The organism is Paucidesulfovibrio longus DSM 6739 (genome assembly GCF_000420485.1).
Lineage (GTDB): Bacteria > Desulfobacterota > Desulfovibrionia > Desulfovibrionales > Desulfovibrionaceae > Paucidesulfovibrio > Paucidesulfovibrio longus.
Window position 1 is genome coordinate 240,862 of sequence record NZ_ATVA01000016.1, and the last position, 26,665, is coordinate 267,526.

The window sequence follows — 26,665 nt, forward strand, 5'->3', positions numbered from 1 at the left end:
ATCCGTGAGGAAGCAGCCTGAAAAACGCTTCTCCGTCGAAATTTGGAAGCCTGCTTTGAGCCGTTGAAGAACCCATCCCGTGAAGAGGTTCGAAAACTCGCACATATTTTTCAAATATAATGGTGATGCCTTCGCAACACAAGCAGCGATATGCGGTGGCACGGGGCAGGCCTTGGCAAATCGGATCCTTCAAGCGGATGGTTCCGGCAGGCGGACGTGGAAATGGAGATTCAATGAGCAAGCTGTCACCAGCCATGAGGTCTGACCGTAAACGCATCGTCGCTTATCCATACAATCATGTTTTAGCTTTCATTCTAGAGCGTTAACCGCAAGAGAAGAGTCGCCTGGACTGTTCGAACACGGACAAAAGTTAACATAATATACATTATGAGACAAAGCTCGGTCAAAAATAGGGCAACGGAATGCCGCTGCCCCAGCAATACTTGAGCTGTTTCATTGTTTAGGGAATCGCGCAGACAGACCAGTTCTTCATTTTTTATGGAGCCGTCAGCTTATGTGCCGACCTGCGCTTTTGGTGCAGGCTGAAACTTTATGCGAGTTTGGCCGCGTCTTCCACGAAGGCTCTGAGCCCTTTTTCGGTCAAGGGGTGTTTCAGCAGATCCATGAGGACGGAAAACGGCACAGTGGCCACGTCAGCGCCTATGAGAGCGGATTCAAGGACGTGGGTCGGATTGCGAATGCTGGCGACCAGAACCTGCGTGGAAAAATCGTAGTTCTCGTAGATTGATACGATTTGTTTCACCAGATCCATTCCAAAATGCCCGACTGCGTCGAGCCGGCCGACAAAAGGACTGACATAGGCTGCTCCGGCCTTTGCGGCCAAAAGCGCCTGAAGCGGTGAAAAAACCAGCGTCATGTTCACGTTGATTCCGTTTTCCGCGAGCTTCTTGCAGGCCTTGAGGCCGTTGGCCGTGCAGGGGCATTTCACCACCACGTTGGGCCCGATGGCAACCAGTTCGCGGGCCTCCGCGAGCATCTCCTCGGCTTCTTCGCTAAAGACTTCAAGGCTGACTGGCCCTTCAACTTCCCGACAAATCGCTGCCACCAGTTGTTTCCAGTCGCCCGATTCCCTGGAAAGCAGCGTCGGGTTGGTCGTCACGCCGTCGATGAGACCGTATTCCTTGGCCTTGCGAATCTCTTCAAGATTGGCGGTGTCGAGAAAAAACTGCATATTTTGCTGCCCTCCGTGTTGGAATATGAATAAAAAAGGCGCGGAAAGAATCCGCGCCTGGAAAGGTAGCACAATGTAACGAGAAAATCATGCCTTGTCGCAATCGTCCGGTTCCGGCGCCGTGTCCGCCGTTTCTGCGGCCGATTCGGAGGACGCTTCGACTGGCTTGGCACTCTCTATTCTTTTCAGGAACTTATCACGGCATTCGTAGGAGCAGAAGTGATGGACTTCCTCGCCTTGGCGAACCCGGATATGTCCATCCTTGTCGACGAACGAACCGCAGATAGGATCTTTGACCAGATCACCCGATGCTTTAAGTCGTGCTTCATCCTTTTCGCGACGTTCGGATTTCTTCTTTTTGTCGCCTTTGAGCAAAACATAGATGATGCCGATGGCAATGGCGATGAACAGGAAACGGGACATGGCCGCCCTCCTCTCTTCTTCAAGCGATGCTTGAAGACTGGTCAGATCTTTTGAGAAATTCGTCCATCCTCAAGCTTGTAGTCGAGTTTGGCCAACGCTTCTTTTACGCTGGTGCCGTCCGGCAGTATGAGATCAGGGGCGATTTCAAGCAAGGGAACGAGAACAAACGCCCTTTCGAGCATTCTCGGATGCGGAACATCCAGAAAACCCGTGGTCTGCTCCAGTTCGCCGAACAGAAGCAGGTCGAGGTCGATGATTCGTGGTCCGCCCGGCTCCCCCCTTTCCCTGGCCATCTGGTCCTCAATGGCCAGCAGCGCGGACAGAAAGCCTTCCGGGGACCAGATTTCCTTGTCCACCTTATACCAGGCCACCTGATTCAGGAACCAAGGCTGATCCGTGACCGGTCCCTGAGGCTCGGTAACATAGGTGGACGACATGGCCTCGAGCGTGATGTCCTCGCCGTAGGCCTCCATGCGTGCAAGCGCTTGATTGAGATTGTCTTCCAGGTCGCCCAGGTTGGAACCCAGCGCCACGAAGACATCTACAGTTGGGAGATTCGTGATACCGCCTCCTTGAGCCTTTCCGTATCCACGGTAAGGGAAATGCGGAAGTAGCCTTCGCCGCTGCTGCCGAAGCCGCTGCCCGGCGTGACGACCACGCCGGTGGTTTTGAGCAGGTCCGTGACGAATTCCGCAGAGGATTTTTTGCCGGGAACTTTGGCCCAAACAAAGACCGAAGCTTCGGGAACGCGATGCTCGATGCCTGCGGCGGCCAGGGCCTCGCAGGTGACGTCGCGGCGCTCCTTGTAAATGGCTCGCGCCTTTTCCACGTAGGGTTCGCCTTTTTCCATGGCGGCGATGCCCGCTTCCTGGATGGCGTTGAAAGCGCCGGAATCGACGTTTTCCTTGATCTTGCCAAGGCCCTGCACGAGCTGGGCGTTGCCCACGGCCATGGCCATGCGCCAGCCGGTCATGTTGTAGGTCTTGGACAGGGAATGGAATTCGATGGCCACGTCTTTGGCGCCGGGGACTTCCAGAATGGACGGCGGCTTTTGGGCCGCGTCGTAGTAGATCTCGGAATAAGCGAGGTCGGAAACCACGATCGTGTCCGTGGCCTTGGCCTTGGCAATGAGCTTGGAGTAGAAGTCGAGGTTGGCGGTAGCTGCTGTGGGATTGCCGGGATAGTTGACAAAAATCATCTTGGCCCGTTTCCAGGTGGCCTCGTCGATGGCGTCCAGGTCCGGCAGGAAATCGTTTTCGTCAAGCAGCGGCAGGTATTCCACGGTGCCTCCGGCGAATCGCACCGCCGTGGCGTAGACCGGGTAACACGGGGAACAGACCAGAGCCATGTCTCCGGGGTTGATGAAGGCCCAAGGGAAATGTCCGATGCCTTCCTTGGAGCCGATCAGCGTGATGACTTCGGTCTTGGGGTCAAGGCCCTGGACGCCGAAGCGCTCAGCGTACCAGGCTGCGACGGCTTCGCGAAAACGCATCATGCCGACATAGGACGGATATTGATGGTTCGCGGGTTTCTTTGCTGCCTCGTAAAGGGCGTCAATGATGAAATCCGGAGTCGGCATGTCGGGATCGCCGATGCCGAGGGAAATGATGTCGATCCCCTGCGACGCGACTTCGCTTTTGGCTTTGTCGATGGCGGCGAAAAGGTAGGGGGGCAGACTGGCGACTCTTTCGGCAAGTTCGAAATTGGGCATGAAGAACTCCTTAAAATTTTGCAACCTGCCTTTTAAAATGGCTGGCCCGCTCTGTCAATGCCGTGCCCTCTTGCGCTCCAGCAATGGCCCAGGTATCCTTCTGTAATATGCACATATCAATTGATTGCTATCTATGATGTTTTTCATGTAAAATCAAGGCTTGGAGATTAATCACAGCATGAGCGCCGATGCGACCAGACCTTCCTCCCAGGGCGTGTTGCCGCTGAGGGCCGAAACGCCCCCCTCCTCCCATCCCTGGATCGACAGGTATCTGGAGACCCTGCTTCTTGAAAAAGGGCTTTCCGAAAACAGCCTTGAGAATTATTCGCGCGATTTAGCCTCTTTTTTGGCCTTTTCCGAAGAAAAGCGCTGCCCGCTTGATGCCGTGAACAACGGTTCCCTGTTTCTCTATTTGACGCGGCTTCGGGCTCGCGGATTGACCAGCCGCACCCTGGCCCGCCACATTTCCACTCTTCGGGGTTTTTTCGCCTTTCTCGCCGAGGAGGGCCTAGTGGCCGAAGATCCCGCACGCCTTCTGCAGAACCCGAAACTGCCGAAGACGCTGCCGGAAGTCCTGTCGCGGGAGGAAATGGCGCGCATCCTTGCTCGACCTGACCAAACGAGCAAGCTCGGCGCAAGAGACAAGGCCATGCTGGAACTGCTCTACGCTTCGGGGCTGCGGGTGTCCGAGCTGATTGAATTGCGTCCATTGGATTATGACGATCAGGCAGGACTGCTGCGGATTTTCGGCAAAGGCAGCAAGGAGCGGCTTGTACCCGTTCATTACGAAGGGCAGCGCATTCTGTCCGAATATCTGCTGCGTTGGCGTCCGGAATTTTCGCCGAAGCAGGACCGGATGTTTTTGAACCGATCAGGCAAGGGGCTGACCCGGCAAGCCGTCTGGAAAAGCGTGAAGCGATATGCCCAGGAGGCGGGAATTCGGCGCGATATATCCCCGCACACCTTTCGTCACTCCTTTGCCACCCACCTGCTCGAAGGCGGTGCGGACCTTCGAAGCGTGCAGATATTGCTTGGCCATGCGGACATCAGTTCCACCGAAATATACACCCATGTGGAAACGGGCAGGTTGATGCGCATACATCATAAATATCACCCTCGCGCCGACATGAACAAGGACGATTGATGCTCAAGAAGGACGGCAAGATTCAGGCCCATACGGTGATAACGGCCCACGCCAACGCGGACTTCGATGCGCTGGCCGCCATTGTCGCGGCGGGGAAGCTCTATCCCGACGCGGCGCTCATTTTCCCCGGCAGTCAGGAAAAGGATCTTCGCAATTTTTACATCCAGAGCGCAACATATCTTTTTAATTTCAGAAATTTCAAAGAAATAGATCCGGAGACCGTCAAGCTCCTGGTCTTGGTGGACACCCGGCAGCGCTCCCGTGTCCCGCATGTGGAATCCCTGCTCGACCGGCCTGGCGTGGTGATCCATACCTATGACCACCATCCTGATTCCGACGAGGATGTGCCCGCCGTTCTTGAAGTCTATCGGGAATGGGGCTCCACCACGACCATTCTGGTCCACGAGATCATGAAGCAGGATCTGACGGTGAACGGCGAAGAGGCGACCATGCTCGGCCTCGGCATATTCGAGGACACCGGGTCGTTCACCTTCAGCTCCACCGTTCCGGAGGATTTCACGGCTGCGGCCTGGCTGCGCGATCACGGCATGGACCTGAGCGTCATCTCCGACCTGCTCAGCCGTGAGCTTTCCGCGCAGCAGATATCCATCCTCGGTGAGCTTCTGGAAAATGCGACCAGCCACGACGTCAACGGCGTCGAAGTAGTCATCACGCAAATGAGCACTGACCATTATGTCAGTGATTTTGCGTTGTTGGTTCATAAGCTCATCGACATGGAAAACATACGGGTGCTTTTCGCCCTTGGACGCATGGGCGACCGCATCCATCTTGTAGCCCGCTCGCGCAGTCCGGATGTGGACGTGGGGCAGATTTGCGCTTCTTTCGGTGGCGGCGGTCACGCCTTTGCAGCGTCGGCCACGATCAAGGACAAGACCCCCTCCGAAGCGCGCGATGATCTTTTCGCCCTGCTCTACTCCCTGGTCAATCCGCAACTCGCCGTGGACAGCATCATGTCGCGGCCGGCCGTAGTCATCGAGGATTCAAGGACAATGCGCGAGGCCGTCGAGATCATGACCCGGTACGGCTTCAAGGGGCTGCCCGTTGTCAGGCGCGCCACCATGCAGTGCGTGGGACTCCTTGAGCACTCCGTGGCGGACAAGGCCATGACCCACCAGCTTGGCGAGCAGCCCGTGAGTGAATACATGGGCACGAATTTCGCCACGGTTCCCCCGGATACGGACCTCTATAAGGTCATGGAGATCATTCTGGGCAAGCGGCAACGACTGCTGCCCGTTGTCGAAAAGGGTCGGGTCGTGGGGATCATCACCAACACCGACCTGCTCAACCTGCTCATCGAGGAGCCGGCGCGCATTCCGGAGAGCCTTGTTCCCGAGCGCAACCGCGAGCGGAACATCCTTTCGGTGATGCGCGGGAGGCTTCCCAAAAACATGCTCGCCCTGCTCCAGGACGCCGGACAACTGGCCCAGGAGATGAACTACGTGGTCTACGCGGTGGGCGGATTCGTCCGTGATATACTGCTGAACAGGCCGAACATGGACCTTGATCTCGTTGTCGAAGGGGACGGCATCGCCTTTGCCCGTGCCTTTGCCGAGCGTCACAATGCGCGCGTCAAGGCCCACTTGAAATTCAAGACCGCCGTGGTCATCTTTCCCGACGATATGCGCATCGACGTGGCCACTGCGCGGCTCGAATATTACGAACGGCCCGCAGCCCTGCCCACGGTGCAGCTTTCCTCCATCAAGATGGACCTCTCCAGGCGCGATTTCACCATCAATGCCCTGGCGGTCAATCTTTCCTCCGGGAATTTCGGTGCATTGGTCGACTTTTTCGGTGCCCAGAAGGACATCAAGGACCGCACCATCCGCGTTTTGCACTCTTTGAGCTTTGTGGAAGATCCGACGCGCATTCTCCGGGCCGTTCGGTTCGAGCAGCGCTTCGGATTCCAGATCGGCGGCCAGACCAACAGGCTCATCAAGAATGCGCTGCAATTGAGCCTTTTCAACCGCCTCTCCGGAACCCGCATATTCCATGAGCTTCAACTGATCATGGAAGAGGAGCATCCTTCGCAATGCCTCAAGCGGCTTCAGGAAATGAAAATATTGCAAGCGATCCACCCATTGCTTGAACTCACTCCCAAACGATCGGAACTGCTCGAAGAACTGGAACGCGTCCGCACGCTCTATACCCTGCTCTACGTTGAGCCGCCCGTCGTCAGCTGGAAGCTCTTTTTCCTGGCCCTGACCATGAACATGGAACGCAAGGAGGCCAGTCAGGTTTTGCGCCGTCTCGGCCTGACAAGCACGGAAGAGCGCGAGCATCTTTCCACGCGCGAGCTTGTGGGGGAGGCGCTGGGCAAGCTCATGAACTGGAAGGAAGACGCTTCACGCCCCAGTGATATTTATTTCGTCCTCGAAAGACTGCCGCTCGAAGGCGCGCTTTTTCTCATGGCAAAAAGCCGCAAGGACTTGATAAGAAAGTATATTTCGCAATATTTGACCATTTGGCGCTTTCATGTCCTGGACATTTCCGGCACGGATCTCAAGCGACTCGGCCTGGAGCCCGGACCTGCCTACACACGGATTTTACGCAAGATTCTGGCGGCAGCCATCGACGGAGAAGCGCCGGGCCGCGATGAACAGCTTGCGCTGGCTGCCTCGTTGGTCCGCAGCAGCCAAGGATGACGGAGGGAGGGTGCCCGGCGGCGCTTGCCGATGCGTGCTCTTGCCCTTGGTTTGCGAGCAGTGTATTAAACGAGTTTGATTTTCTGGAACTCTGCGGTCGCCCTTCCCGCTTCCGTAGCGACTTCGCGAAGAGCGATGTGCTGGGACGAGCTTTTGCCCTATCTCGCCGTCCGCACAATGAAAACGATCAAGAAAGGTGTTGTATTCATGGCAATGGATGTTCTTTGGGCGCCTTGGCGAATGAACTATATTCTCGGCCCAAAGCCGGATGAATGTGTGTTTTGCATTCCTGCGGATTCTTCCGAAGACCACGAGCGGCTGATTTTGCATCGGGAAAAGCACTGCTTTGTGATCATGAACAAGTTTCCATATAATAACGGGCACCTTATGGTCTGCCCCTTCCGCCATGTCTCCTGCATCACGCAATTGTCTGCGGAGGAAGCCCTGGAATCGGTTGAATTGATCCGCAAATGCGTGCATATATTTAAGGAAGCGTTTCGGCCTCAGGGAATCAACGTGGGCTTGAATCTGGGAGATGCGGCCGGCGCCGGCATCGCCGCGCACCTGCACTGGCAGCTTGTGCCCCGCTGGAATGGCGATGCCTCGTTCATGGCCGTGTTCGGTGAGACCACCGTCATTCCCCAACACCTGGAATCGACCTACGGCATGTTGAAACCCTATTTCGAAACCAAATAACGAGGGAGTGTATAATGCGCTATGTCAAGCTGGCCATCCTGGCGCTCTGTGTCGCTGTCGGCGTTCTCTTTTTCATGCAGAACGACGCGCAGTTCACCGCGATGCTGAACATCAAGCTCGACCTGTACGCGGTCAAGCTCGTCGGAGCGGGCATCCCCCTCTATGCGGTGGTCGTCGGGGCCTTTTTGCTCGGCGTGCTGCTCAGCCTGCTGTATTTCGTCATCGAGAAGATCAATTCCACCCGTCAGCTTCGCTCCTGCAACAAGAAGATGCGCAGCCTGGAGCAGGAGCTCACCTCCCTCCGCAATCTTCCTTTGAACGATACCAATTATTCCAACGGCTTCGGCACGGATTCCCTTTCGTCCCAGCCGCAGGAAGAGAACAACTAGGGGGATCGCTTGCTGCGTAATCTGTTCCGTTCCCGCAAGATTTCGGATTCGGATCGCCTGCCGGATCTGACCCAGCCGGAGGGGCGTTTCGACATTGCTTCCAGCCTGGACACCAAGGCGGCCATCGACGAACTCAGCAAGGTGGTTCGGAACAATTCCGAGGTGGTGGAAATCTACCTCGCTCTAGGCAGCCTCTACCGAGCGCAGGGGGAGATCGAACGCGCCATCCAGATTCGCAACAACATCATCGTCCGCCCTGGCTTGGCCTCGGAGTTCAAAGCCAGAGCATATTATGAACTGGGGCGGGATTTCCGGCGTGGCGGGTTTCTCGACAGAGCCGCCAAGGCTCTGGACGAGGCGGAACGTCTTGGCGGACGCACGGCCAGCCTGCTTCTCGAGCGCGCTCGGCTCGCCGCCCAGGGCAACGATTTTTCACAGGCCGCCAGACTCTATGGCGAACTGGAGTTTCCTCCTGCCCAGGCTCACTATCTTGTCCGCCAGTCTCAGGAAGAGCGGCATGCCGGCGACAATTCCCGTTCCGACCGCAGCCTTCGGCAGGCTCTCAAAGCCTATCCCGGTTCCGTGGAAGCCTGGCTCGAACGTCTGATCCAACTGCATGACCGCGACGACGCAGATCTTTTCGGCAAGGCCCTTCGCGAGGCTCTGGACAACGTGCCAGAGGAATTGTGTTTCGCCGTTCTCGAAGGATTGATGGAGCATGTCCGTCAATGGCGCGCGTCCGCCTTGCCGCCGGACGAAGACGTCGGCGACGACGAGCCGTGCGAGGAGCCTGTGCGTCGAAGCGGGGGCCTCAACGACGAAGAACTCAAGCGGGAAATCATTCCCGTTCTGGACGAGCGTCAGCCGAACGCGATGTTGAGCTATTACGGTGCCATGCTTCTGCTGGCCAGCGGCTACAACGCTGTGGCCCGTTCCTGGCTGGAGCGCGCTCTCAGCCTGGACCATGATTTCTGGCTTGCGCGGCTGGAGCTGTTCAACCTTGCCCGCCAGGATCAGACGCTGACGCCGTTTTTCGAGGAGCAACTCGAATTTTTCATTGGAAAGGCCAGGAACGTGAAGCGGTTTATCTGCAAGCGCTGCGGCTTGAAGCGGGACACGCTTTTCTTCGTGTGCCCCCGTTGCAAGAGCTGGCACTCCATCACCTTTCGCGCCAGCATAGACGATTGAACCTTTTCCGATGAGTTCCCAGCCGATCAAAAAGCTCACCCCCATGCTGGAGCACTATCTCCAGGTCAAGGAGCAGCATCCCGATGCACTGCTCTTCTACCGCATGGGCGATTTTTTCGAAGTCTTCTTCGAGGATGCGGAAATCGCAGCCAGGGAATTGCAGATCGCTCTGACCTGCCGGAATCCAAGCTCAGAAAACAAGACCCCCATGTGCGGGGTGCCTCACCACGCGGTGCAGGGCTACCTTTCGCAGCTTCTCGCCAAAGGATACAAGGTCGCTGTCTGCGACCAGGTCGAGGATCCAAAGCAGGCAAAGGGACTCGTCAAAAGGGAAGTCACCCGTGTTCTCACTCCCGGAACCCTGTCCGAAGACGACAGTCTTCCGGCAAAGTCGCACAACTACCTTGCGGCCCTGGTCTGGGACGGCGATGCGGGCCAGGGCGGCCTGGCCTGGCTTGATTTTTCCACCGGCGAATGGACGGGCTTGACCTCGCGGCGCGAGGAAGAACTCTGGCAATGGGCGATCAAGGCCGAACCCAGCGAATTGCTTCTGCCCAAGGGAACGGATCTCCCGGCCGCCTATGCGGACCTTGGCTCGCGGGTAACGCATCTTCCGCTCCTGCCTCATTTCGACCTGGAAACAGCACGACGCGCGCTGCTTGAAAATCAGGGCGTGGAGAGCCTGGAAACCCTGGATCTCAAGGGATCTCCGGAGCTGGTCCGGGCGTGCGGCGCGCAGCTTCTCTACCTGCGGCAGACCCAGTTGCGCGAGATGGACCACCTCGGCGAATTCAAGCAGTTGAACCTTTCCAGGCACTTGCTCCTGGACGAGGTCACTGAACGGAATCTGGAGATTTTCCGGCGCCTGGACGGGCGCACCGGGCGCGGCACGCTCTGGAACGTGCTGGACAGAACCATGACTCCCATGGGGGGACGGCTTCTGGAAGAAAGGCTCAAGCGCCCCTGGCGGGAGCCCGGCCCCATCCGCGCCAGCCAGGAAAGCGTGGCTTTTTTTGCGGAGCGCGACGGCCTGCGCGCCGAGCTGCGCCGCCTGCTCGACGCGGTCTACGACATGGAACGGCTGACCACGCGCGTCACGCTTGGGCGGGCGACCCCAAAGGATCTTCTCGCGCTGCGCCGCAGCCTGGAGACCCTGCCGCCCGTGCGGACGCTGCTTCTGGAGGCGGAAACGCCCGCCCCTGCGATCCGCGACCTGCTCGGCAGTTGGGATTCGCTCGAAGATCTGGCGGAACTGCTGGCCACTGCCCTGTCGGACTCCCCTCCTCCGCAGATTACCGAGGGCGGGCTTTTCCGCATGGGCTACCGGCCCGATCTGGACGAACTGATCGAGCTGACCGAACATGGCGAGGCCGCGATTCAGCGGCTGCTCGAAAAGGAACGGGACGAATGCGGCATCCCCAAGCTCAAGCTCGGATTCAACAAGGTCTTCGGATATTTCCTTGAAGTTTCCAAGGCCTACAAGGGGCAGGTGCCGGACCATTTCATCCGCCGACAGACGCTGGTCAATTCCGAACGCTACGTGACCCCGGCACTCAAGGAAATGGAGGAGCGTCTTCTTTCCGCCTCGGATGAACGCAAGGCTCTGGAATACAATTTATTCATCGAACTCCGCGACATTCTTTCCCGCGCCAGGGAACGTTTCATGTTCATGGCCGGGGCCTTGGCCGCGTTGGATCACTGGCAGGGCCTGGCCGAGGCGGCACGCTCCCAGGCCTGGACCGCGCCTGAGCTCCACGAAGGCATGGAGATCGAAATCGAGGACGGCAGGCATCCGGTGGTGGAGGCGGCTGTGGGCGGCAACTACATCCCCAATTCGCTTACGATTTCTCCCGAACGCAGAATCCTCCTGATTACCGGGCCGAACATGGCGGGGAAGTCCACCGTGTTGCGGCAGGCGGCCATCATCCTCATACTGGCCCAGATCGGTTCGTTCGTTCCTGCGCGTCGCGCGCGTCTGGGGCTTGCGGATCGCATCTTCTCCCGCGTCGGAGCTTCCGACAACCTCAGCCAGGGGCAGTCCACATTCATGGTCGAGATGATGGAGACCGCGCGCATCCTGCGGCTGGCCACCAAGCGCAGCCTCGTGATTCTCGACGAGATCGGCAGGGGCACGAGCACCTTCGACGGGCTTGCTCTCGCCTGGGCCGTGGTCGAGGAACTTTCGCGCCGGGCCAGAGGCGGCATCCGCACTCTCTTCGCCACCCATTACCACGAGCTGACCTCGCTTGAAGGCCGCATCGACGGCCTGCGCAACCTGAACATCGCGGTCAAGGAATGGAAAGGCGACATCGTCTTTCTGCGCAAGCTGATCCCCGGTCCAGCGGACAAGAGCTACGGCATCGAGGTGGCCCGGCTGGCCGGAGTGCCCATGCCCGTTGTCCAGCGTGCACGCGAGCTGCTGGCCCGGCTGGAGGAAAAAAGCAGCGGAGACAAGGCCCGCGCCGTGGAGCGCGCTTCCCAGTCCCTGCTGCCCGGCATGATCGCCCAGCGGCAGAGCGATCCTGTGGAACCACAGGAGCATCCGCTGCTGGAGGAATTGCGGGCCCTCGACCTGAACGACTTGACTCCGCTCCAGGCCTTGACCATTCTGCACCAGTGGAAGCGGTCCCATGCATAAGCCGCACAGGAGGCGTCGGATGTCCCGCATGTTTTTGGCCGTTTTCGGTCTTGCCTGCCTTTTGCTTTCGGGCTGCGCCCTGGGCTACAAGGGCTGGCCGCAGCCCCAGAGCGCGGACGACCAGTTTCTTTGGCGTTTGGTCACCGGGGAACGCCAGGGGAGTTGCCTCGTCATCGAAGGACGCCTGGAAGGTGCGTATCAGAATCTCGCCTCGGTGACGGTGCAGCTGGAAGGGCTGGGGCCGGATGCGGGCTGCGTCGAATGTCCGTTCAGCCCTGACCGGCTCGTGGATCTCGCTCCTGGAGATTCCGGCTACGAGGAAATCGGGCCTTATGTGCGCCTGGTGGTCTGCGACGTCGAGCCTGCGCGCGAGTACAAGTTCAGAATCGTGGGGCACAGCTCCCTGCGTTCGCTCCAACCAGTGCGCAGCAGCGTGCTCATATCCTCGCCTTAACATAGTGGATCGATCAAACAGGGAAGATTGCCTTCCATAGAAAAGGAGCAATACAGATATGAACCATTTCGAATACAGAAAGGGTGAACTTTTCGCCGAGGAAGTGCCGGTTCGCAAGCTGGCCGAAGAATACGGGACCCCGCTCTACGTCTATTCCGCCTCGACCATTCGTCGCCACTTCAAAGCCTTTGACTCGGCGTTCGACGGACTGGCCCACATGACCTGCTTCTCCGTCAAGGCCAATTCCAATATCGGCGTTCTGCGGCTCATGGCCGAAATGGGCGGCGGCGTGGACATCGTTTCCGGCGGCGAGCTTTATCGAGCGCTCAAGGCGGGCGTTCCCGGAGAAAAGATCGTCTATTCCGGCGTAGGCAAGAAGGCCCATGAAATCCGGGAGGCCCTTGAAGCCGACATCTTGATGTTCAACGTCGAATCCATGCCCGAACTGGAGCGCATCAACGACATCGCCCTGAGAATGGGCAAGGTCGCTCGCGTCAGCTTCCGCATCAATCCGGACGTGGATCCCAAGACCCATCCGTACATTTCCACCGGCATGAAGAAAAACAAGTTCGGACTGGACATCGAGCACTCCCGCATCGCCTATGCTCTGGCCCAGGAACTTCCCGGCATCGAACCCATCGGCATCGACTGCCACATCGGCTCCCAGCTCACGACCATCGAGCCTTTTCTTGAAGCTCTTCAGAAGATTCTGAAGTTTTACAAAGAGCTTCAGGCAATGGGCATGGACATCCGCTATCTTGATCTCGGCGGCGGGCTGGGCATCACCTATGACCAGGAAGAACCGCCCCATCCCGAGGTTTTCGGCAAGGCCCTTTCGGACGCGATCAAGGATCTGCCGCTGACGCTGATCCTGGAACCCGGTCGGGTCATCGCCGGGAACATGGGCATCCTCGTGACCGAGGCGCAGTATCTCAAAAGCACGCCGAGCAAGAATTTCGTCATCGTGGATGCGGCCATGAACGATCTGGTCCGTCCCGCGCTCTACCAATCCTTCCACGGCATCGGCGAGGTCGTCCAGCACGGTCGCGCTCCGCAGATGTACGACGTGGTCGGCCCGATTTGCGAGTCCAGCGATTTTCTGGCCCGTGACCGCGAGTTGCCGGAAATCAGGCAGGGCGAGCTGTTGGCGGTCTTTTCCGCCGGAGCCTACGGTTTCACCATGGCTTCGAATTACAATTCGAGGCCTCGTACCGCGGAACTGATCGTGGACGGCGACAAGGTCACGGTGGCGCGACGTCGTGAAACCTATGAAGATCTCGTTGCGCTGGAACTCTAGTCCGGCCGCAGGCGCGTCATGAGCCGCTTGAATTCCTTTCACCTGTCGGCGGACAGCTGGCCCGCTCCGGGCGGCGAGGTGCTCCTGGAAGGGCCTGAAGCCAAGCATATGCTTCAGGTGCTGCGCACTCCCCCCGGAAGCGAGGTCCGGCTTTTCGACGGTCAGGGACGGGATGGCCTCTTCGAGCTCTTGCCCGGCGGCAAGAAGGCGGCCCGGCTCAAGGCTCTCGAAATTGCGGATCACCCCCGGCCTTTGTCGGGGCTGACGCTGGCTTTGGGCTGGAACAAGTCCTCCCGACGCGGCTGGCTCATGGAAAAGAGCGTGGAGCTGTGCGCCGGAGGAATCGCATTCTGGAGAGCCGCCAGAAGCCAGGGGGAACCGCCGCCGGTCAAGGATTCCTGGCGCGAGAAGCTGGTCCAGTCGGCCAAGCAGTGCGGCAATCCCTGGCTTCCTGAACTGGACTCCCTGCACGGGGGGATCGAAGCGTTGGAGGAGTTCGGCACCCGTTTCGAGAGGCGCTTTCTGCTCTGGGAGTCCTCGGAGGCCCCTGCCCTGCTCCGGCCCGCCATGCTCGCCACGGGACGATGCCTGGCCGCGCTCGGCCCGGAAGGCGGACTGGACAATGCGGAAGTCCGACGACTTCTGGATGCGGGATTCGAGCCCGTGACTCTGGGGCGAAGCGTCTTGCGCTGGGAAACCGCCGCCCTGCACTGTCTATCTCTGGCCTTTCATGGTGCCGAAGAGGCCGCAAACTGACGGATTATTCCCATGCAGCTCCATCTTACCGAAAACCAACCCCTGGCTGACAGGATTCGTCCGAAAAATATGGATGAATTCGTGGGCCAGCCCCAGCTGCGCGAGCGGGTGGACGCCTTTCTTCGCGTCAAGCGGTTGCCGAGCCTTCTTTTCTTCGGTCCGCCCGGTTGCGGAAAGTCAACCTTGGCCCTGCTTCTGGCCAAGGTCACGGGCAGACCCTTCATCCGCGTGAGCGCACCCGAAGCCGGACTGCCTGTCCTGCGCAAGAAAATGGCGGGCTACAACCTGCTCATTCTTGACGAACTGCATCGTTTTTCCAAGGCGCAACAGGACTTTTTTCTTCCCGGCCTGGAAAGCGGCGAGCTGACCCTCATCGCCACCACCACGGAAAATCCGTCCTTCAGCATCACGCGCCAACTGCTGTCACGTCTGCATGTGCTCCGCTTTCGCGGTCTCAGCCGTGAGGAACTGGCCGAGGTGGTCCGTCGTGGCGAAAAGGACATGGAAACCGAGCTTGGGGACGAGACGAGGGACTATCTTTGCACCATGGCGGGCGGCGACGCGCGCACCCTGCTGAACCTGCTGGAATACAGTCTGGCCCTGCCTGCGGAAAAGCGCACTCCGGAAGAGCTGGCCAAGAGCCTGCCCGAATTGGTCATTCGCGGGGACCGGGGCGGCGATTCGCATTACGAGCTGGCTTCTGCCCTGATCAAATCCATCCGGGGCAGCGATCCGGACGCGGCGCTCTACTATCTGGCCTGTTTGCTGGAATCGGGCGAGGATCCTCGCTTCGTGACCAGAAGACTGATAATCTCGGCCAGCGAGGATGTCGGACTGGCCGATCCCCAGGCCCTGCCCTTGGCCGTGGCCTGTCACCAGGCCGTGGAAGCTGTCGGCATGCCCGAAGGACGTATTCCGCTCGCGGAAACAGCCGTCTATCTGGCTTTGGCTCCGAAGAGCAATTCAACGTATGCTGCCTACGCCAACGCCCAGAAAGAAGTACGGCAAAACGGGATGCAGCCGGTTCCGCTGCATTTACGAAATGCCAGCACCGCGCTGCAGAAGGAATGGGGCTACGGACGGAACTACCAGTACCCGCATTCGTTTCCAGGAGCTTGGGTCGATCAGCGTTATCTGCCCGACAATCTTGCGGAGCGCAGGTTCTACGAACCCAAGGACCAGGGGGCGGAACCCAGGATTCTGGCCTGGCTCAAAGCCCATCTTCGCTCCGCAAAGATTCCCCGCCGCTGAAGGCCGCTTGCGGTTCGTTTCGCACGAGGTGCGCCTCTTGCCTTGGAGAAAACGCGGGGCTCTCCGTTCGTCGTTCTCGTGCTCGCCAAAAGCCTATGTCTTTGAAGCGTAAAGCTTCTTCCATTCGTCCAGGAAGAGCAACGCGGTTTCCAGTCCGGAAAGCCTGCCTTTTTGCTGGCGCAATGCCCAGATCAAATCATCGAACCCGACATCTCCCGGCAGGCCCAAACGCTGAATCAGTGCGTCGATTTCCGCTGCCAGCTCCGGCGGCAGGTCGCTGGCGGCCTTGCTTCCCGCGCGGGGCGACGGCCAACCGGGAATCTGTCTGGCGGTAAATTCCACAAGGCTTGCCATGCGATGGGCGTAGGTGTGTTCCGCAAGCACGCGCTCCCGCCCTCGTTGCGCAGTGGCCTCGCGTTCTTCCGGCCTGGAAAGATAGTAGGCGATCTTTTCTTTCAGATCTTCAAGACTGGTGAAGGTCGCCATTTCATCGTCGCGGAAAGATTCCGGAAGCAGGCTGCGCTCGTCCACAAGCTGGAACGCGCCGCATCCGGCCACCTCGAAGGTGCGGGGATTGACGAAATCGCCCCGGCTGACAAGCTGCTCCACATGCACGCTGGAGTGCAGATTCAGGTTGATCTTGGTGGCGTTGAAGATGCGCACGCACTCTTCGGAACTGACGCGCGCGCCTCCCATCTGGAGGTAAGGCGCGAGCACATGGTCGCCGTCCCAGTCCGAGCCCCAAATCTTGAAGTCGAAGCCGAGCAGTTCCCGAAACGCCAAGCGCCTGTTGGGATATCCCGCGCCCATGAAGGAAACGTCCGATCCCCACTTGCGCCGCTCCACCGAAGAAAGTTCCAGAGGGCGGTGGAAATCCGGCTGCGCCGCCAAGGGCAGGTAGAGAACGTTTTCCTGGCCTATGGCCTTGAGTTCATCGAATATTTGATCCTTCTGGATGACGGCGAACACATCATACAGTGGGGCGAAGGTTTTCCAGTAGGTGAAGAGCCTGAAGTCCTCCACGAACCACATGGCCGTAACGACATGGTCGTTGCGCAAGCGCTTGAGAACCTGTCGGGTCAGGGGCGCCTGGGCCAGGGCCAGGACCATGTCCGGTTCGAAGGTCTCCACCTTGGCCAGCACGCCCTGGGAGACGATCTGGACATAGCTGTTTTGCAGATAGTCGAGACGATCCGTGGTTACGCGCAGATTCTCGAATGAGCGATACGCCGGATAAAATTCGGGAGCGTTGAAGACCTCCACGAGATGTCCTTCCTGGCGCAGGGCTTGGGCGCAGAATTGGCCCACGGGAAGCGATCCGCCGTACATCGGCAAAACAACGAGTATTCGCAGAGGTTTGTTCATAGTCTATACTTTTTCTATAGTTTATCTAGACAAATCATGCTGCTGCTTGTCGATACAATCCGAGGAGATGTCCGGAGAGCGTTTTTCATCCGGAGACACGATCCAATTGCGGTCCAGGTACAGCCTGTCGGCGAATTCCGCGCCCATGTTCGTCGCTGCCGCAGGTTTTGCCAGACCGAGATGGTCCGCCAGGAAGCAACGGAACGCGCTGCGCCGCGCTGCATCCGCGTCTTCCCCGCCGAAGCAGTCGTAGACAACGCCCAGAGAATCGAATCCGCTCTTCAGGCCGATGATTCCCGGCACAGCGTGGGAGACTTTGCCCGTGGAAAGAAACCGCAGGAATCCGGGATCGGAAAAGGCCTGGACGCAGCGCACGTCGTGCGGGCAGGGCTTGGTTTCGAGGCAGGGCAGGCAGGGCTGCACGGCTTGATAGACGGTGTGACCGAGTCCATAAGGCCCGGTTTCGAAACACCAGGCGGAAGAAAGGAAAAAGGCGGTCACAGGCACGCCGAGATGTGCTGCAAGGTGCATGATGCCGGTATCCGGAGTGAGCACCCTGTCCAAACCGGCAACGATTTCGACCAGGGAACCCCAATTCGTCTTTCCGGTCAGGTCCGTGGCGACGCTGCGCAAGGGCGCAGGGGCCAGCTTGAGGAATTGCCGGGCCGCGGGACTCTCCGTGGCGGAACCGAGCAGGAACACCCTGCCCTCCCCCGCGGATCTCCATGCGGCCTGGGCCACGTTGGCCAGCACGGGAATGGGCAGGGAGCGCCGGGATTCGCGTCCGGCCATGACGATGCCGATTCCGCCGCCTTTGGGAGCCGCTTCCGGGTTGATCAAACCGGGGGCACGCATTTTTGCGGCGTATCCGGCCCAGAAGTCCACGAGGTTGAGTCCGATGCGGCGGTCGCGCGACCAGCGCATGGCCATGGCAGGCCAGGGATCCATGAGTTGCTGGCCGTTTCGGACCTTGTAGCCCCGGACAGAATCCGCGTCGAAAAGCGTGGCCAATTGAAAATTCAATCCGGAATAATTGAGATTGTACACCGATTCGAAGTCGAGAGCCGTCAGAGCGTCAAAAGCGGCGCGGTTTTCGAGCAACACGCGCATCGGGTCGCTGTCCGCGCGGTGCGCGGCAACGGGGTGCACTACGGCTTGGGGGAAAAGCAGCTCAGCAAGGGAGGCCAGAGAACGATCCAGGCAGAAATGGACTTCGTGTCCGAGATCCTGGAGCGACGAGACGAGCCGTCCGGTCTGAACAAGATCTCCGAAACGGGCCAGCTGGACGATGAGCACCTTGGACATGTGCGATTACTCCGAAACCACTCGGTTTCTGCCGCTTTCCTTGGCCCGGTAAAGCGCCTGATCGACCCGTTTGGTCAAGTCGTCCATGTCCTCGCCAGGCCGATGCTGCACGACTCCGAAACTGCTCGTTACGGGGCGCGGCACTCCGGTGAAGTGATGCGCCGCAATGCCTTCGCGCAGGCGTTCCGCCAGACGCGCGGCAGAGTCGAGTCCTGCGCGCGGTTCAAGGAGCATGAATTCCTCGCCGCCCCAGCGTCCCAGGGAGTCGCCCTCGCGGACGTTTTCCAGCACGAGATCCGTGAGCTGCTTGAGTACGGTGTCGCCCACGTCGTGACCGAAACTGTCGTTGATGGATTTGAAGTGATCGATGTCGAACATGATCAGGCTGAAGGGCTCCCCGCCCCGAAGCGTGCGCATCTGCTCCCTGGCGAGGCGGTCCATGAAGCTGCGGCGGTTCAGCGCTCCGGTCAGCGGGTCGATGAAGGCCCGCGATTCCAGGGAGGCCCGTTCCTCGTCCAGTTCGCTGACCTCGGTGAAGGTGAACAGATAGCGGCCGGGAATGGGAAACTGGTTGAAGGCCACGATGAAGGTCTGGGGGCGGCGTTCCGGGTGGCGCGGATTGGAAAGGCGGAGCATGTGGTCCCGGTCCAGGGGGTCGTCCGTCAGCAGAGCTGCCCAGGCGCCGTCCGTTTTGCTGTACGGGTGGCCGTTGATCTCGCGGATGTGGGAGTCGAGTCCTCCGGGGCTGTTTCGAAACTGCTCGAAATTCTTGAATCCGAGGTATTCAAGGAATCTGCGGTTGAGATAGGCTATCTTGCCGTCCTCGACCATGGCGGCGAAGCTCGGATACATGTTCAGGAGATGTTCGAGCGTGTAGCGGGCTTCGAGCAACTGGCGCTTGAGAAAAAGCGTTTTTGCGATGCGCCCGACATGCATGCGCAGCTTTTCCGGCGACACGGGCTTGAAGAGAAAGGCGGAAACGTTGAGTTCCAGGACTTTGAGCAGGCTGCTCGGAGAGTAGCCGTCGTAGAGAACGAGAAAAGGTGCTTCCGGGTCGAGTTCGCGGATTCTGACCATGAGCTGACGTCCGTCCATGTCCGGCAGGACCATGTCCACCACGACGATGTCGGGGACGTGCTCTTCGTAAAGGCGAAAGGCCGATTGCCCATCAGCGGCCTGGTGGACCCTGCTTACGCATCGGCTCAGGAATCCTGCGGTTTCCTGGCGACTGTATTCGTCGCCGTCCGCCACCAGGGCGGAAAGGCTGAAGGCGCTCGCTTGCAATGGACCTCCGGCAAGGCGGTTTGAAACGTTCCGGTTCGTCGCGGCAAAGCCCGATCCGGAAGATGCAAAATGTACCCAATCGCATCGGCCCTGGCAAGGAGCCTTGGAGATTCGTGTTTTACAGCCCGGAACGCATGGTATATGATAATGAGATGCGCTATTACCCCATTCTGCTCAACCTCGCGGAGAAAAGCTGTCTTGTGGTCGGTGCGGGCCAGGTCGGCATCCGCAAGATCAAGAGCCTGCTGGAAAGCGGCGCGGGCGGCGTTCTCGCGCTCGACCTTTCGGCTCCCGCGCCCGAGCTTGAATCGATGCTCGCCGATCCGGCCTTGCGCTTCGAGCAGCGCGCTTTTCGCGAGGACGATCTGGATGGGCGTTTTCTGGTCATCGCGGCCACGTCCAATTCTGCGCTGAACAGCCGGATCGGCGAGCTTTGCCGCCGACGGGGCCTGCTCTGCAATGTCGCGGATCAACCCGACAATTGCAGCTTCATCGTTCCCGCGACCTTGCAGCGCGGCGATCTGATGCTTACGGTATCCACCTGCGGACAGAGCCCTGCCCTGTCCCGGAAGATCCGCAAGGAACTTGAAGAGAGCTTCGGTTGCGAATACACTCTGCTGCTCGCGATCATGGGTCGGATTCGTCCGCTTCTGCTGGCTCTGGACAAACCCACGGCCGACAACACGCGGATCTTTCGGTCCCTCGTCGCCTCGGACCTGTTGCATTTTCTCGAAACCAAGGATGCGGACGCGATTTGGCGTTGCCTGACCGCGAACCTGCCTCAGGAACTGCATCCCAACATCCCGGAGCTGCTCGATGGAATCATTTGAGCTCCTTCCCCTTGCCGTCATCGGGTTCTATTTCCTGGGCGCGCTGCTGTTCTTCATCGGCCTGACCGTCAAGAACGACCGTCTTTCCTCTGTCGCGGGCGGTCTGGCCATCGGCGGTTTCGCCCTGCACAGCCTGGATCTCGCCCTGGTCTTCGTCCGTCTCGGCAAGGCCGCGCTGCTCGGCGGCGCGTTCTACTTCAGCTTCGTCGCCTGGACCCTGCTGGCCATCCACCTGCTCCTGCGCTGGCGCTTGAAGTCCTCGTTCCTTTCGCTTACGGCCCTGCCCCTGGCCCTGCTGCTCTATTCGTCCTCCCTGGCCGCGGGCGATCTGGTCATCAAGATCCCACCGCGCCTCACGGCGCTGTTCTTCGGCCTGCACGTGGGCAGCTTGGCCGTGACCCTGGCGCTTTTGGCGCTGGCTTCCGGCGCGGGCCTCGCCTGGCTGAGCCTGAACCGGAAGATCAAGAGCAAGACTTCCCTCGGCAACATGAACACCGCCATGCCATCGCTGGAGGTGTTCGACCGCGTCAACCATTGGGCGGTGAGCCTCGGCTTTCCGCTCTACACGCTGGGCATCTTCTCCCTGGCCATCTGGTATTGGATCGATCCGGAAAAGGCTTTTCGCTGGGACGCCATGAAGTTCACCTCCCTTGGCGTCTGGCTGCTTTTCGCGGTGCTGTTTCATCAGCGCGTCATCATCGGCTGGCGCGGGCGCAAACCCGCATGGCTGGCCATCTGGGTCTTTGCGCTCATGGTAGTCTCCCTCATCCATCACACCATCACGTTCAAGTCGTAGACAATGAATAAATTCATATACCTGACCGGCCTGAATCACCGCACCGCCGCCGTCGAGATCCGCGAGCGCTACGCCCTGACGAGCCTTGAAGGCTTTGAGGCAGGACTTCTGGAGAGTTGCCCCGTGCGCGAGGTCATGGCGCTTTCCACCTGCAACCGGGTGGAATTGCTCTGCGTCAGCGAGCACGCCCCGGAGTCCGGCACGGATGTTCTTGCCGAGGTCCACGCCTACTGGGCGAAGCGTTGCAACGGCAGCGTTTCGGAAGTTGCCGAGCACACGTACAATTTCGAAGGCCTCGCCGCCGTGGAGCATCTCTTCACCGTGGCGTCGAGCCTCGATTCCCTGGTCATGGGAGAACCGCAGATCCTGGGACAGCTCAAGGACGCCTACCGCCACGCCGTGGATTGCGGCACTGCGCGGGTGATCATCAACCGCCTGCTGCACAAGTCTTTTTCCGTGGCCAAGCGGGTTCGCACGGAAACCGCCGTCGCTTCCAGCGCCGTATCCATCAGCTTCGCGGCCGTGGAGCTTGCGCGCAAGATTTTCGGCAGCTTCCAGGGCAAGGCCGCCATGCTTGTGGGCGCTGGAGAAATGGCGGAACTCGCGGCGACGCATCTGCTCCACAACGGCGTGGAAAAATTGATCATCGCAAACCGCACCCTGGCCCGCGCCCAGAACCTGGCCGCCAACCTCGGCGGCGAGCCCATCCCCATCGAGAGCCTGCTTGACCGTCTTGCAGAAGTCGACATCGTGATCAGCTCCACGGGTTCGCCCACGGCGGTCATCCGCGCCCGCGACGTGCAGGCGGTGCTCAAGCGGCGCAAGCAGCGCTCCATGTTCTTCATCGACATCGCCGTTCCGCGCGACATCGATCCGGACGTGAACAGCCTGGACAACGTCTATCTCTACGACATCGACGATCTCAAGGAGGTCGTCGAAGAGAACATGGCCCAGCGGCGCGACGAAGCCGTGAAGGCGCGCGCCCTGGTGGGCGAGGAAACACGGGCCTTCGCGCATTGGCTCACGACTCTTGATCTGCAGCCGACCATCGTGGATCTGCTTGGTCGCGCGGAGGATGTCGCCCGCAAGGAATTGGCCAAGACGCTCCGGCGCATCGGCGATGTGGACGAGCAAACCCGCGACGCGCTTGAAACGCTCGTTATGTCCGTAAGCCGCAAGGTGCTGCACGAGCCGGTCTGCTTTCTCAAAAGGCGCACGCGCGAAGACGGCGTTGCGGACAGGGTCATCGACACGGCGCGGCGGTTCTTCAATCTCGACAACGATTGCATTCCGCCGGACGCCCATGCCGACCGCCGTTCCAGCGACGACTGCGAATGCGACATGGAGCAGGACGACTCCGAATTCCAAAACCATGACAATTCGAACGAGGACTGTTGATGCGCTGCTATCTGATTGAGGACATCTACGAGGACAACGCCATAAAAATCGCAACCGCCCTGGATGAGAAGGGCTGGCGCGGCCCCATCGAAGCCATCTGGTACCTGCCGGTCCCGGAGGAACGCCTGACCGACGAGCAGCGCGAACACCTCGGCGAGTGCGGTCCGTACATGATGGCGCTGGAAAAGGTGGACCGGGTCGAAGAACATGATTTCAAGCTGGAGCTGCTTGTCCGCGCCCGCAACAGGATTCGCTGCTCCTGCGTCGCCTATGCCACCAAGGAGCAGCGCGAGCATATGATCGGCCTGCTCGACGACTTTTTCCGCGACCAGGATGTGCCTGTCTAGGCACGCAGGGATCGCCGTGCGCCCGCCCCGCTCCCTTCAGGAACTCCCGCCCCGGCCGGCACATTTCTGTCTCGGCGTGGAGCGGTTCATCCGCCAGCACACGGGATGCGAGGCTGATCTTCAATTCGGCTCAGGCGACCTTGTCGCCGCCTGTTCGGGCGGCGCGGATTCCACAGCCCTGACGATCATCCTGAATTGCCTCGCGAAACGTTGCGGCGTCCGCGTCGTCGTGGTTCATCTCGACCACTGCCTGCGGCCGGAATCGGCCGAGGACGCGGAATTTGTCCGGCAGCTCTGCGAAGCGCTGGAACTGGAGCTTGTCTGCGAACGGCTGGATGTCGCGGCGCTGGCTGCGGAGCGCGGTCTGGGCCTGGAAGAGGCCGGGCGCGAGGCACGCTATGCCCTGCTGGAACAGGTGCGTGGCGAATGTGGCGCTCAGCTGATCTGCACGGCCCACCACCTCAACGATCTTGCCGAAGACGTGCTCCTGCGGCTCGCCCGGGGAGCGGGCTGGCCCGGGCTCGGCGGTCTGCCCTGCTTCGATTCCCGCCGCCATCTGCTGCGCCCCCTGCTCTTGACCCCCAAGGCCATGCTTTTGGACTTCCTGCGTGACTGCGGGGTGAGCTGGCAACAGGACGCGAGCAATGTCTTGGCCTCGGCCGCCAGAAACCGCATGCGCAATACCGTGCTGCCTCTCCTGATCCGGGAAAATCCGAACTATCTTGAAAGCGTTGCCCGACTCTGGAGGCAAGCGCGCACCGACGAGGATTTTTGGGATGATCGATTGGCAGAAGCAGAGCCGGAACTGCGCGGCGATTGCCTGTTTCTTGCCCATGGACGGCTGAAATCGCTGCACCCGGCCGAGCGCTTGCGGCTGTACAAGTCGCTGCTCGACCGTCTCGGTGCCGGACAGGCGCTCAGCGATGCCTTGTATCAGTTGGACGAGGCCGCCATGGAAGGTCGGGATGCCTCTATTCAGTTTCCGGGACTGAAGCTGGCGAAGGTCACTTCCAAAGGAATTCTCTTCGGCCCGGACCCAAGAGCTTCGAATCGATGACGACAACGGCTCATGTTGGGAAGAAATCCCTCCAGGTCTTCCTGCCTACCAGAAAGGCCGGAAGAAACATGGCCATGAGCGCGAGCATGCTCCATACAAAATGACGCGAGCCTTCTTCATAGAGCCTGTAGCGCAGCGTGAAGAAGACAGCACCGCCGAGGATGGACCCCAGGCAGATCGAAAGGAGCTTCCAGAGCGGAACGCCGGGATTGCGCCATGGGGACAGATACCAGCTCATGCCGAGGCAGGCGCCGTACCATCCCGTCCCTACGATGCCCCCGGTGGCATCCCCGGCCGACAGCACGCTCCAGGTCAGAACCGGCATCCAGACGCTCGCTCCGGCCAGCCCCAGCAGCCAGGCGGCGCGAAGGCTCCGTTCCAGGTTCGATTTCGGCATTTCCGTCTCCTTGCGGATTGATCGTAGCAGAGATGCAAAGATCGGCAAACCCGCAACCCCGCGAGTCCCCAGTCATTGACACTGCTGGGAACTAGGGATAATGAACCTTGTTACGTTTTGCACAATCGAGTCTCTAGGAGGAAGAGCGTGAACATTCTGATCTTCGGCCCCAACGGCAGCGGCAAAGGCACCCAGGGCTCCCTGGTCAAGGAAAAATACAATCTGGATCACATCGAGTCCGGCGCCATTTTCCGCAAGCACATCGGCGGCGGCACCGAGCTGGGCCTCAAGGCCAAGGCTTACATCGACAAGGGTGAGCTCGTCCCCGACGACATCACCATCCCCATGGTTCTGGACGTTCTCAAGAACGCCAGCTCCAACGGCTGGCTGCTGGACGGCTTCCCCCGTTCCATCGTCCAGGCTGAAAAGCTTTGGGACGCTCTGCAGAAGGACGGCGTGAAGCTGGACTACGTCATTGAGATCCTGCTGCCGCGCGAAGTGGCTGCCGCCCGCATCATGGGCCGCCGCCTCTGCGCCAACGACCCGAACCATCCGAACAACGTCGGCATCCCGGCCATCGCTCCCAAGGACGGCAAGTGCCGTGTCTGCGGCGGCGCTCTTTCCGAGCGTGCCGACGACGTGGACGAGTCCGCCATCGCCAAGCGCCACGACATCTACTACGACACCAAGACCGGTACCCTGGCCGCTTCCTATTTCTACAAGGACAAGGCCCCGACCGGCGGATTCAAGTACATTGAGCTTGATGGTGAAGGCACCATCACCGAGATCAAAGAAACCTTGCTCGCTCAGCTCGACTAGACTCCGATCGCACTGGTTGACAAGGGGCTCGCGGATGTATTTCCGCGGGTCCTTTTCTTTTGCGGCTCGTGTTGAAGGCTCCCGTTCCACGGCACGGTTTCGGGCCATGTTCCTGGCCAGAAAAAAGGCCTCCGCTCGGAAGCGAAGGCCTTTGCAGGTGCGATGGATACGGCGGTTAGGCTTTTACGGCCTTTGAGGGAGCTTCGCCATCCGTGGGCACGGAGGGGCCGAATCCGAGCAGGATCGGGCTCGCCACGAAGATGGAGGAATAGGTACCGATCCCGATGCCGACAAGCATGGCCAGCGCGAAGTCGTGAATGGCGCTGCCGCCGAAGGCGAAGAGCGCAAAGACGACGAGCAGCGTCGTTCCCGAAGTCAGGATGGTCCGCGAGAGGGTTTGGTTGACGCTCAGGTTGATGATGCTCTTGAGCTTGTCGCCGGAACGCCCTTTGACGTTCTCGCGAATGCGGTCGAAGACGATGATGGTGTCGTTGAGCGAGTAACCGATGATGGTCAGCAGCGCCGCGATGATGGTCAGGTCGAATTCCTTGTCGAGCAGGGAAAAGACGCCCACCGTGATCATCACGTCGTGCACCAATGCGGCTACGGCTCCTAGCGCATAGTTGAGCTTGAGATACCAACAGAGTCCGAGCGTGATTGCCAATGCCCCGATAATGAGCACCGACATGGACATGCCCAGGAACTGCAAGGCCGTTATGCCCGCGAAGAGTCCCGCGGCCATGACCGCCGCCGCCATCCAGCGCTGCTCGAAACGCCCGGAGATGTAGATGGCGATGAGCAGCACCGCGTAGAACATGGCTTCAAGCGCTTTGGAACGAAGGTCGTCCGAAACCTTGGGGCCGACCATTTCCGTTCGCCGTACGTCCACTCCCGCGCCATTGAAGGCGGTGGAAATGGCATTGACCAGCTCTTCCTTGACCACTTCGGTGTCCACGTCGGAAGCCGAGGTGCGGATCAGGTATTCGTTCTTTTCGTCCAGGATTTCCTGCACGACCAGGCCGGGCAGCTTGACGCTTTTGACGGCGTCCTGCACTTCGCGGATGTTCAGGTCGTGGTCGGCCTGGACCTTGGCCTGGATGATGATGCCGCCGGCGAAGTCGATGCCGTAGCGCGGGCCGCCCTTGACGAACAGGGAAGCCAGTCCGACGAGGATCAGGAGCGCCGAAAAGGCGAAGGCCCAGCGACGATAACCGATAAAGTCGAGCCTGGTGTCAGGCTTGATGATCTGCAATCCCATATGCCCC

At 59.7% G+C, this 26,665-nt stretch carries 25 protein-coding genes; 16 read left to right on the top strand and 9 right to left on the bottom strand.

Annotated features, from left to right (window positions below):
* Window positions 1-550: 550 nt before the first annotated feature.
* From fsa to G452_RS0113995, 4 genes are all read right to left on the bottom strand, one after another.
* Entirely contained in the window at window positions 551-1,192 is a 642-nt protein-coding gene (gene fsa, locus G452_RS0113980; protein WP_022662883.1) for a fructose-6-phosphate aldolase, read from the bottom strand.
* A gap of 87 nt (window positions 1,193-1,279) precedes the next feature.
* Window positions 1,280-1,615: a TRASH domain-containing protein gene (locus G452_RS0113985; protein ID WP_022662884.1), complete on the bottom strand. Its 336-nt coding sequence runs from the start codon at window positions 1,613-1,615 to the stop codon at window positions 1,280-1,282.
* 41 nt (window positions 1,616-1,656) lie between these two features.
* Window positions 1,657-2,148: a 2-amino-4-hydroxy-6-hydroxymethyldihydropteridine diphosphokinase gene (gene folK, locus G452_RS0113990; protein WP_022662885.1), complete on the bottom strand. Its 492-nt coding sequence runs from the start codon at window positions 2,146-2,148 to the stop codon at window positions 1,657-1,659.
* An 8-nt stretch (window positions 2,149-2,156) separates the two neighbouring features.
* Window positions 2,157-3,326 (bottom strand): LL-diaminopimelate aminotransferase, encoded by a 1,170-nt coding sequence (locus G452_RS0113995; protein WP_022662886.1) that lies wholly within the window; start codon window positions 3,324-3,326, stop codon window positions 2,157-2,159.
* A gap of 178 nt (window positions 3,327-3,504) precedes the next feature.
* Between G452_RS0113995 and xerD the strand changes: the two genes are divergently transcribed.
* The 10 genes from xerD (at window position 3,505) to G452_RS0114045 (ending at window position 15,802) form a co-directional block, all read left to right on the top strand.
* Window positions 3,505-4,470, top strand: coding sequence for a site-specific tyrosine recombinase XerD (xerD, locus tag G452_RS0114000; protein ID WP_022662887.1), 966 nt, complete (start codon window positions 3,505-3,507; stop codon window positions 4,468-4,470).
* The gene (locus G452_RS0114005) at window positions 4,470-7,133 is read left to right on the top strand and encodes a CBS domain-containing protein (protein WP_022662888.1); all 2,664 of its coding nucleotides are present in this window, start codon (window positions 4,470-4,472) and stop codon (window positions 7,131-7,133) included. Before xerD ends, G452_RS0114005 begins: the two co-directional genes overlap by 1 nt.
* Window positions 7,134-7,346: 213 nt before the next feature.
* Window positions 7,347-7,829 carry an HIT family protein gene (locus G452_RS0114010; protein WP_027189274.1) on the top strand — a complete coding sequence of 161 codons (483 nt, stop codon included), beginning with the start codon at window positions 7,347-7,349 and terminating at the stop codon, window positions 7,827-7,829.
* A 14-nt stretch (window positions 7,830-7,843) separates the two neighbouring features.
* The gene (locus G452_RS19655; RefSeq protein WP_022662890.1) at window positions 7,844-8,218 is read left to right on the top strand and encodes a lipopolysaccharide assembly protein LapA domain-containing protein; all 375 of its coding nucleotides are present in this window, start codon (window positions 7,844-7,846) and stop codon (window positions 8,216-8,218) included.
* A 9-nt stretch (window positions 8,219-8,227) separates the two neighbouring features.
* The gene (locus tag G452_RS0114020; protein WP_022662891.1) at window positions 8,228-9,406 is read left to right on the top strand and encodes a tetratricopeptide repeat protein; all 1,179 of its coding nucleotides are present in this window, start codon (window positions 8,228-8,230) and stop codon (window positions 9,404-9,406) included.
* 10 nt (window positions 9,407-9,416) lie between these two features.
* On the top strand, window positions 9,417-12,044 hold the full coding sequence (gene mutS / locus G452_RS0114025) for a DNA mismatch repair protein MutS (RefSeq protein ID WP_022662892.1): 2,628 nt from the start codon (window positions 9,417-9,419) through the stop codon (window positions 12,042-12,044).
* Between the two features lie 19 nt (window positions 12,045-12,063).
* On the top strand, window positions 12,064-12,498 hold the full coding sequence (locus G452_RS0114030; protein ID WP_022662893.1) for a hypothetical protein: 435 nt from the start codon (window positions 12,064-12,066) through the stop codon (window positions 12,496-12,498).
* A gap of 58 nt (window positions 12,499-12,556) precedes the next feature.
* Window positions 12,557-13,795, top strand: coding sequence for a diaminopimelate decarboxylase (gene lysA, locus G452_RS0114035; RefSeq protein ID WP_022662894.1), 1,239 nt, complete (start codon window positions 12,557-12,559; stop codon window positions 13,793-13,795).
* 18 nt (window positions 13,796-13,813) lie between these two features.
* Window positions 13,814-14,551, top strand: a complete 738-nt coding sequence (locus G452_RS0114040) for an RsmE family RNA methyltransferase (protein ID WP_022662895.1) — start codon at window positions 13,814-13,816, stop codon at window positions 14,549-14,551.
* 12 nt (window positions 14,552-14,563) lie between these two features.
* Complete coding sequence (locus tag G452_RS0114045; RefSeq protein WP_022662896.1) at window positions 14,564-15,802, top strand: replication-associated recombination protein A; 1,239 nt, start codon at window positions 14,564-14,566, stop codon at window positions 15,800-15,802.
* Window positions 15,803-15,895: 93 nt separating this feature from the next.
* Here G452_RS0114045 and G452_RS0114050 read toward each other — a convergent pair whose 3' ends face one another.
* From G452_RS0114050 to G452_RS0114060, 3 genes are read right to left on the bottom strand one after another with little or no spacing between them, the layout of a single operon-like run.
* Window positions 15,896-17,167, bottom strand: a complete 1,272-nt coding sequence (locus G452_RS0114050) for a CgeB family protein (protein ID WP_022662897.1) — start codon at window positions 17,165-17,167, stop codon at window positions 15,896-15,898.
* 21 nt (window positions 17,168-17,188) lie between these two features.
* A complete protein-coding gene (locus tag G452_RS19660) occupies window positions 17,189-18,472 on the bottom strand; it encodes a glycosyltransferase family 9 protein (RefSeq protein WP_022662898.1) in 1,284 nt (427 codons plus the stop codon).
* A 6-nt stretch (window positions 18,473-18,478) separates the two neighbouring features.
* Window positions 18,479-19,756: a GGDEF domain-containing response regulator gene (locus G452_RS0114060; RefSeq protein WP_022662899.1), complete on the bottom strand. Its 1,278-nt coding sequence runs from the start codon at window positions 19,754-19,756 to the stop codon at window positions 18,479-18,481.
* 113 nt (window positions 19,757-19,869) lie between these two features.
* On the opposite strand from G452_RS0114060, the gene G452_RS0114065 reads away from it, so the two are divergent.
* From G452_RS0114065 to tilS, 5 genes are read left to right on the top strand one after another with little or no spacing between them, the layout of a single operon-like run.
* Window positions 19,870-20,586: a precorrin-2 dehydrogenase/sirohydrochlorin ferrochelatase family protein gene (locus G452_RS0114065; RefSeq protein ID WP_327077713.1), complete on the top strand. Its 717-nt coding sequence runs from the start codon at window positions 19,870-19,872 to the stop codon at window positions 20,584-20,586.
* On the top strand, window positions 20,573-21,382 hold the full coding sequence (ccsA, locus tag G452_RS0114070) for a cytochrome c biogenesis protein CcsA (protein WP_022662901.1): 810 nt from the start codon (window positions 20,573-20,575) through the stop codon (window positions 21,380-21,382). Before G452_RS0114065 ends, ccsA begins: the two co-directional genes overlap by 14 nt.
* A 3-nt stretch (window positions 21,383-21,385) precedes the next feature.
* Complete coding sequence (gene hemA, locus G452_RS0114075) at window positions 21,386-22,780, top strand: glutamyl-tRNA reductase (RefSeq protein WP_022662902.1); 1,395 nt, start codon at window positions 21,386-21,388, stop codon at window positions 22,778-22,780.
* Window positions 22,780-23,127: a hypothetical protein gene (locus G452_RS0114080; RefSeq protein ID WP_022662903.1), complete on the top strand. Its 348-nt coding sequence runs from the start codon at window positions 22,780-22,782 to the stop codon at window positions 23,125-23,127. The genes hemA and G452_RS0114080 overlap by 1 nt, the downstream gene beginning before the upstream one ends.
* A 16-nt stretch (window positions 23,128-23,143) precedes the next feature.
* The gene (gene tilS, locus G452_RS0114085; protein WP_040368705.1) at window positions 23,144-24,184 is read left to right on the top strand and encodes a tRNA lysidine(34) synthetase TilS; all 1,041 of its coding nucleotides are present in this window, start codon (window positions 23,144-23,146) and stop codon (window positions 24,182-24,184) included.
* 10 nt (window positions 24,185-24,194) lie between these two features.
* Here tilS and G452_RS0114090 read toward each other — a convergent pair whose 3' ends face one another.
* Window positions 24,195-24,581 (bottom strand): hypothetical protein, encoded by a 387-nt coding sequence (locus G452_RS0114090; RefSeq protein ID WP_027189279.1) that lies wholly within the window; start codon window positions 24,579-24,581, stop codon window positions 24,195-24,197.
* Window positions 24,582-24,728: 147 nt separating this feature from the next.
* Here G452_RS0114090 and G452_RS0114095 point away from each other — a divergent pair, with 147 nt between their 5' ends.
* A complete protein-coding gene (locus tag G452_RS0114095; protein ID WP_027189280.1) occupies window positions 24,729-25,400 on the top strand; it encodes an adenylate kinase in 672 nt (223 codons plus the stop codon).
* A gap of 175 nt (window positions 25,401-25,575) precedes the next feature.
* On the opposite strand, the gene secF is transcribed toward G452_RS0114095, so the two are convergent.
* Window positions 25,576-26,658 carry a protein translocase subunit SecF gene (gene secF / locus G452_RS0114100; protein WP_022662904.1) on the bottom strand — a complete coding sequence of 361 codons (1,083 nt, stop codon included), beginning with the start codon at window positions 26,656-26,658 and terminating at the stop codon, window positions 25,576-25,578.
* Window positions 26,659-26,665: the final 7 nt, after the last annotated feature.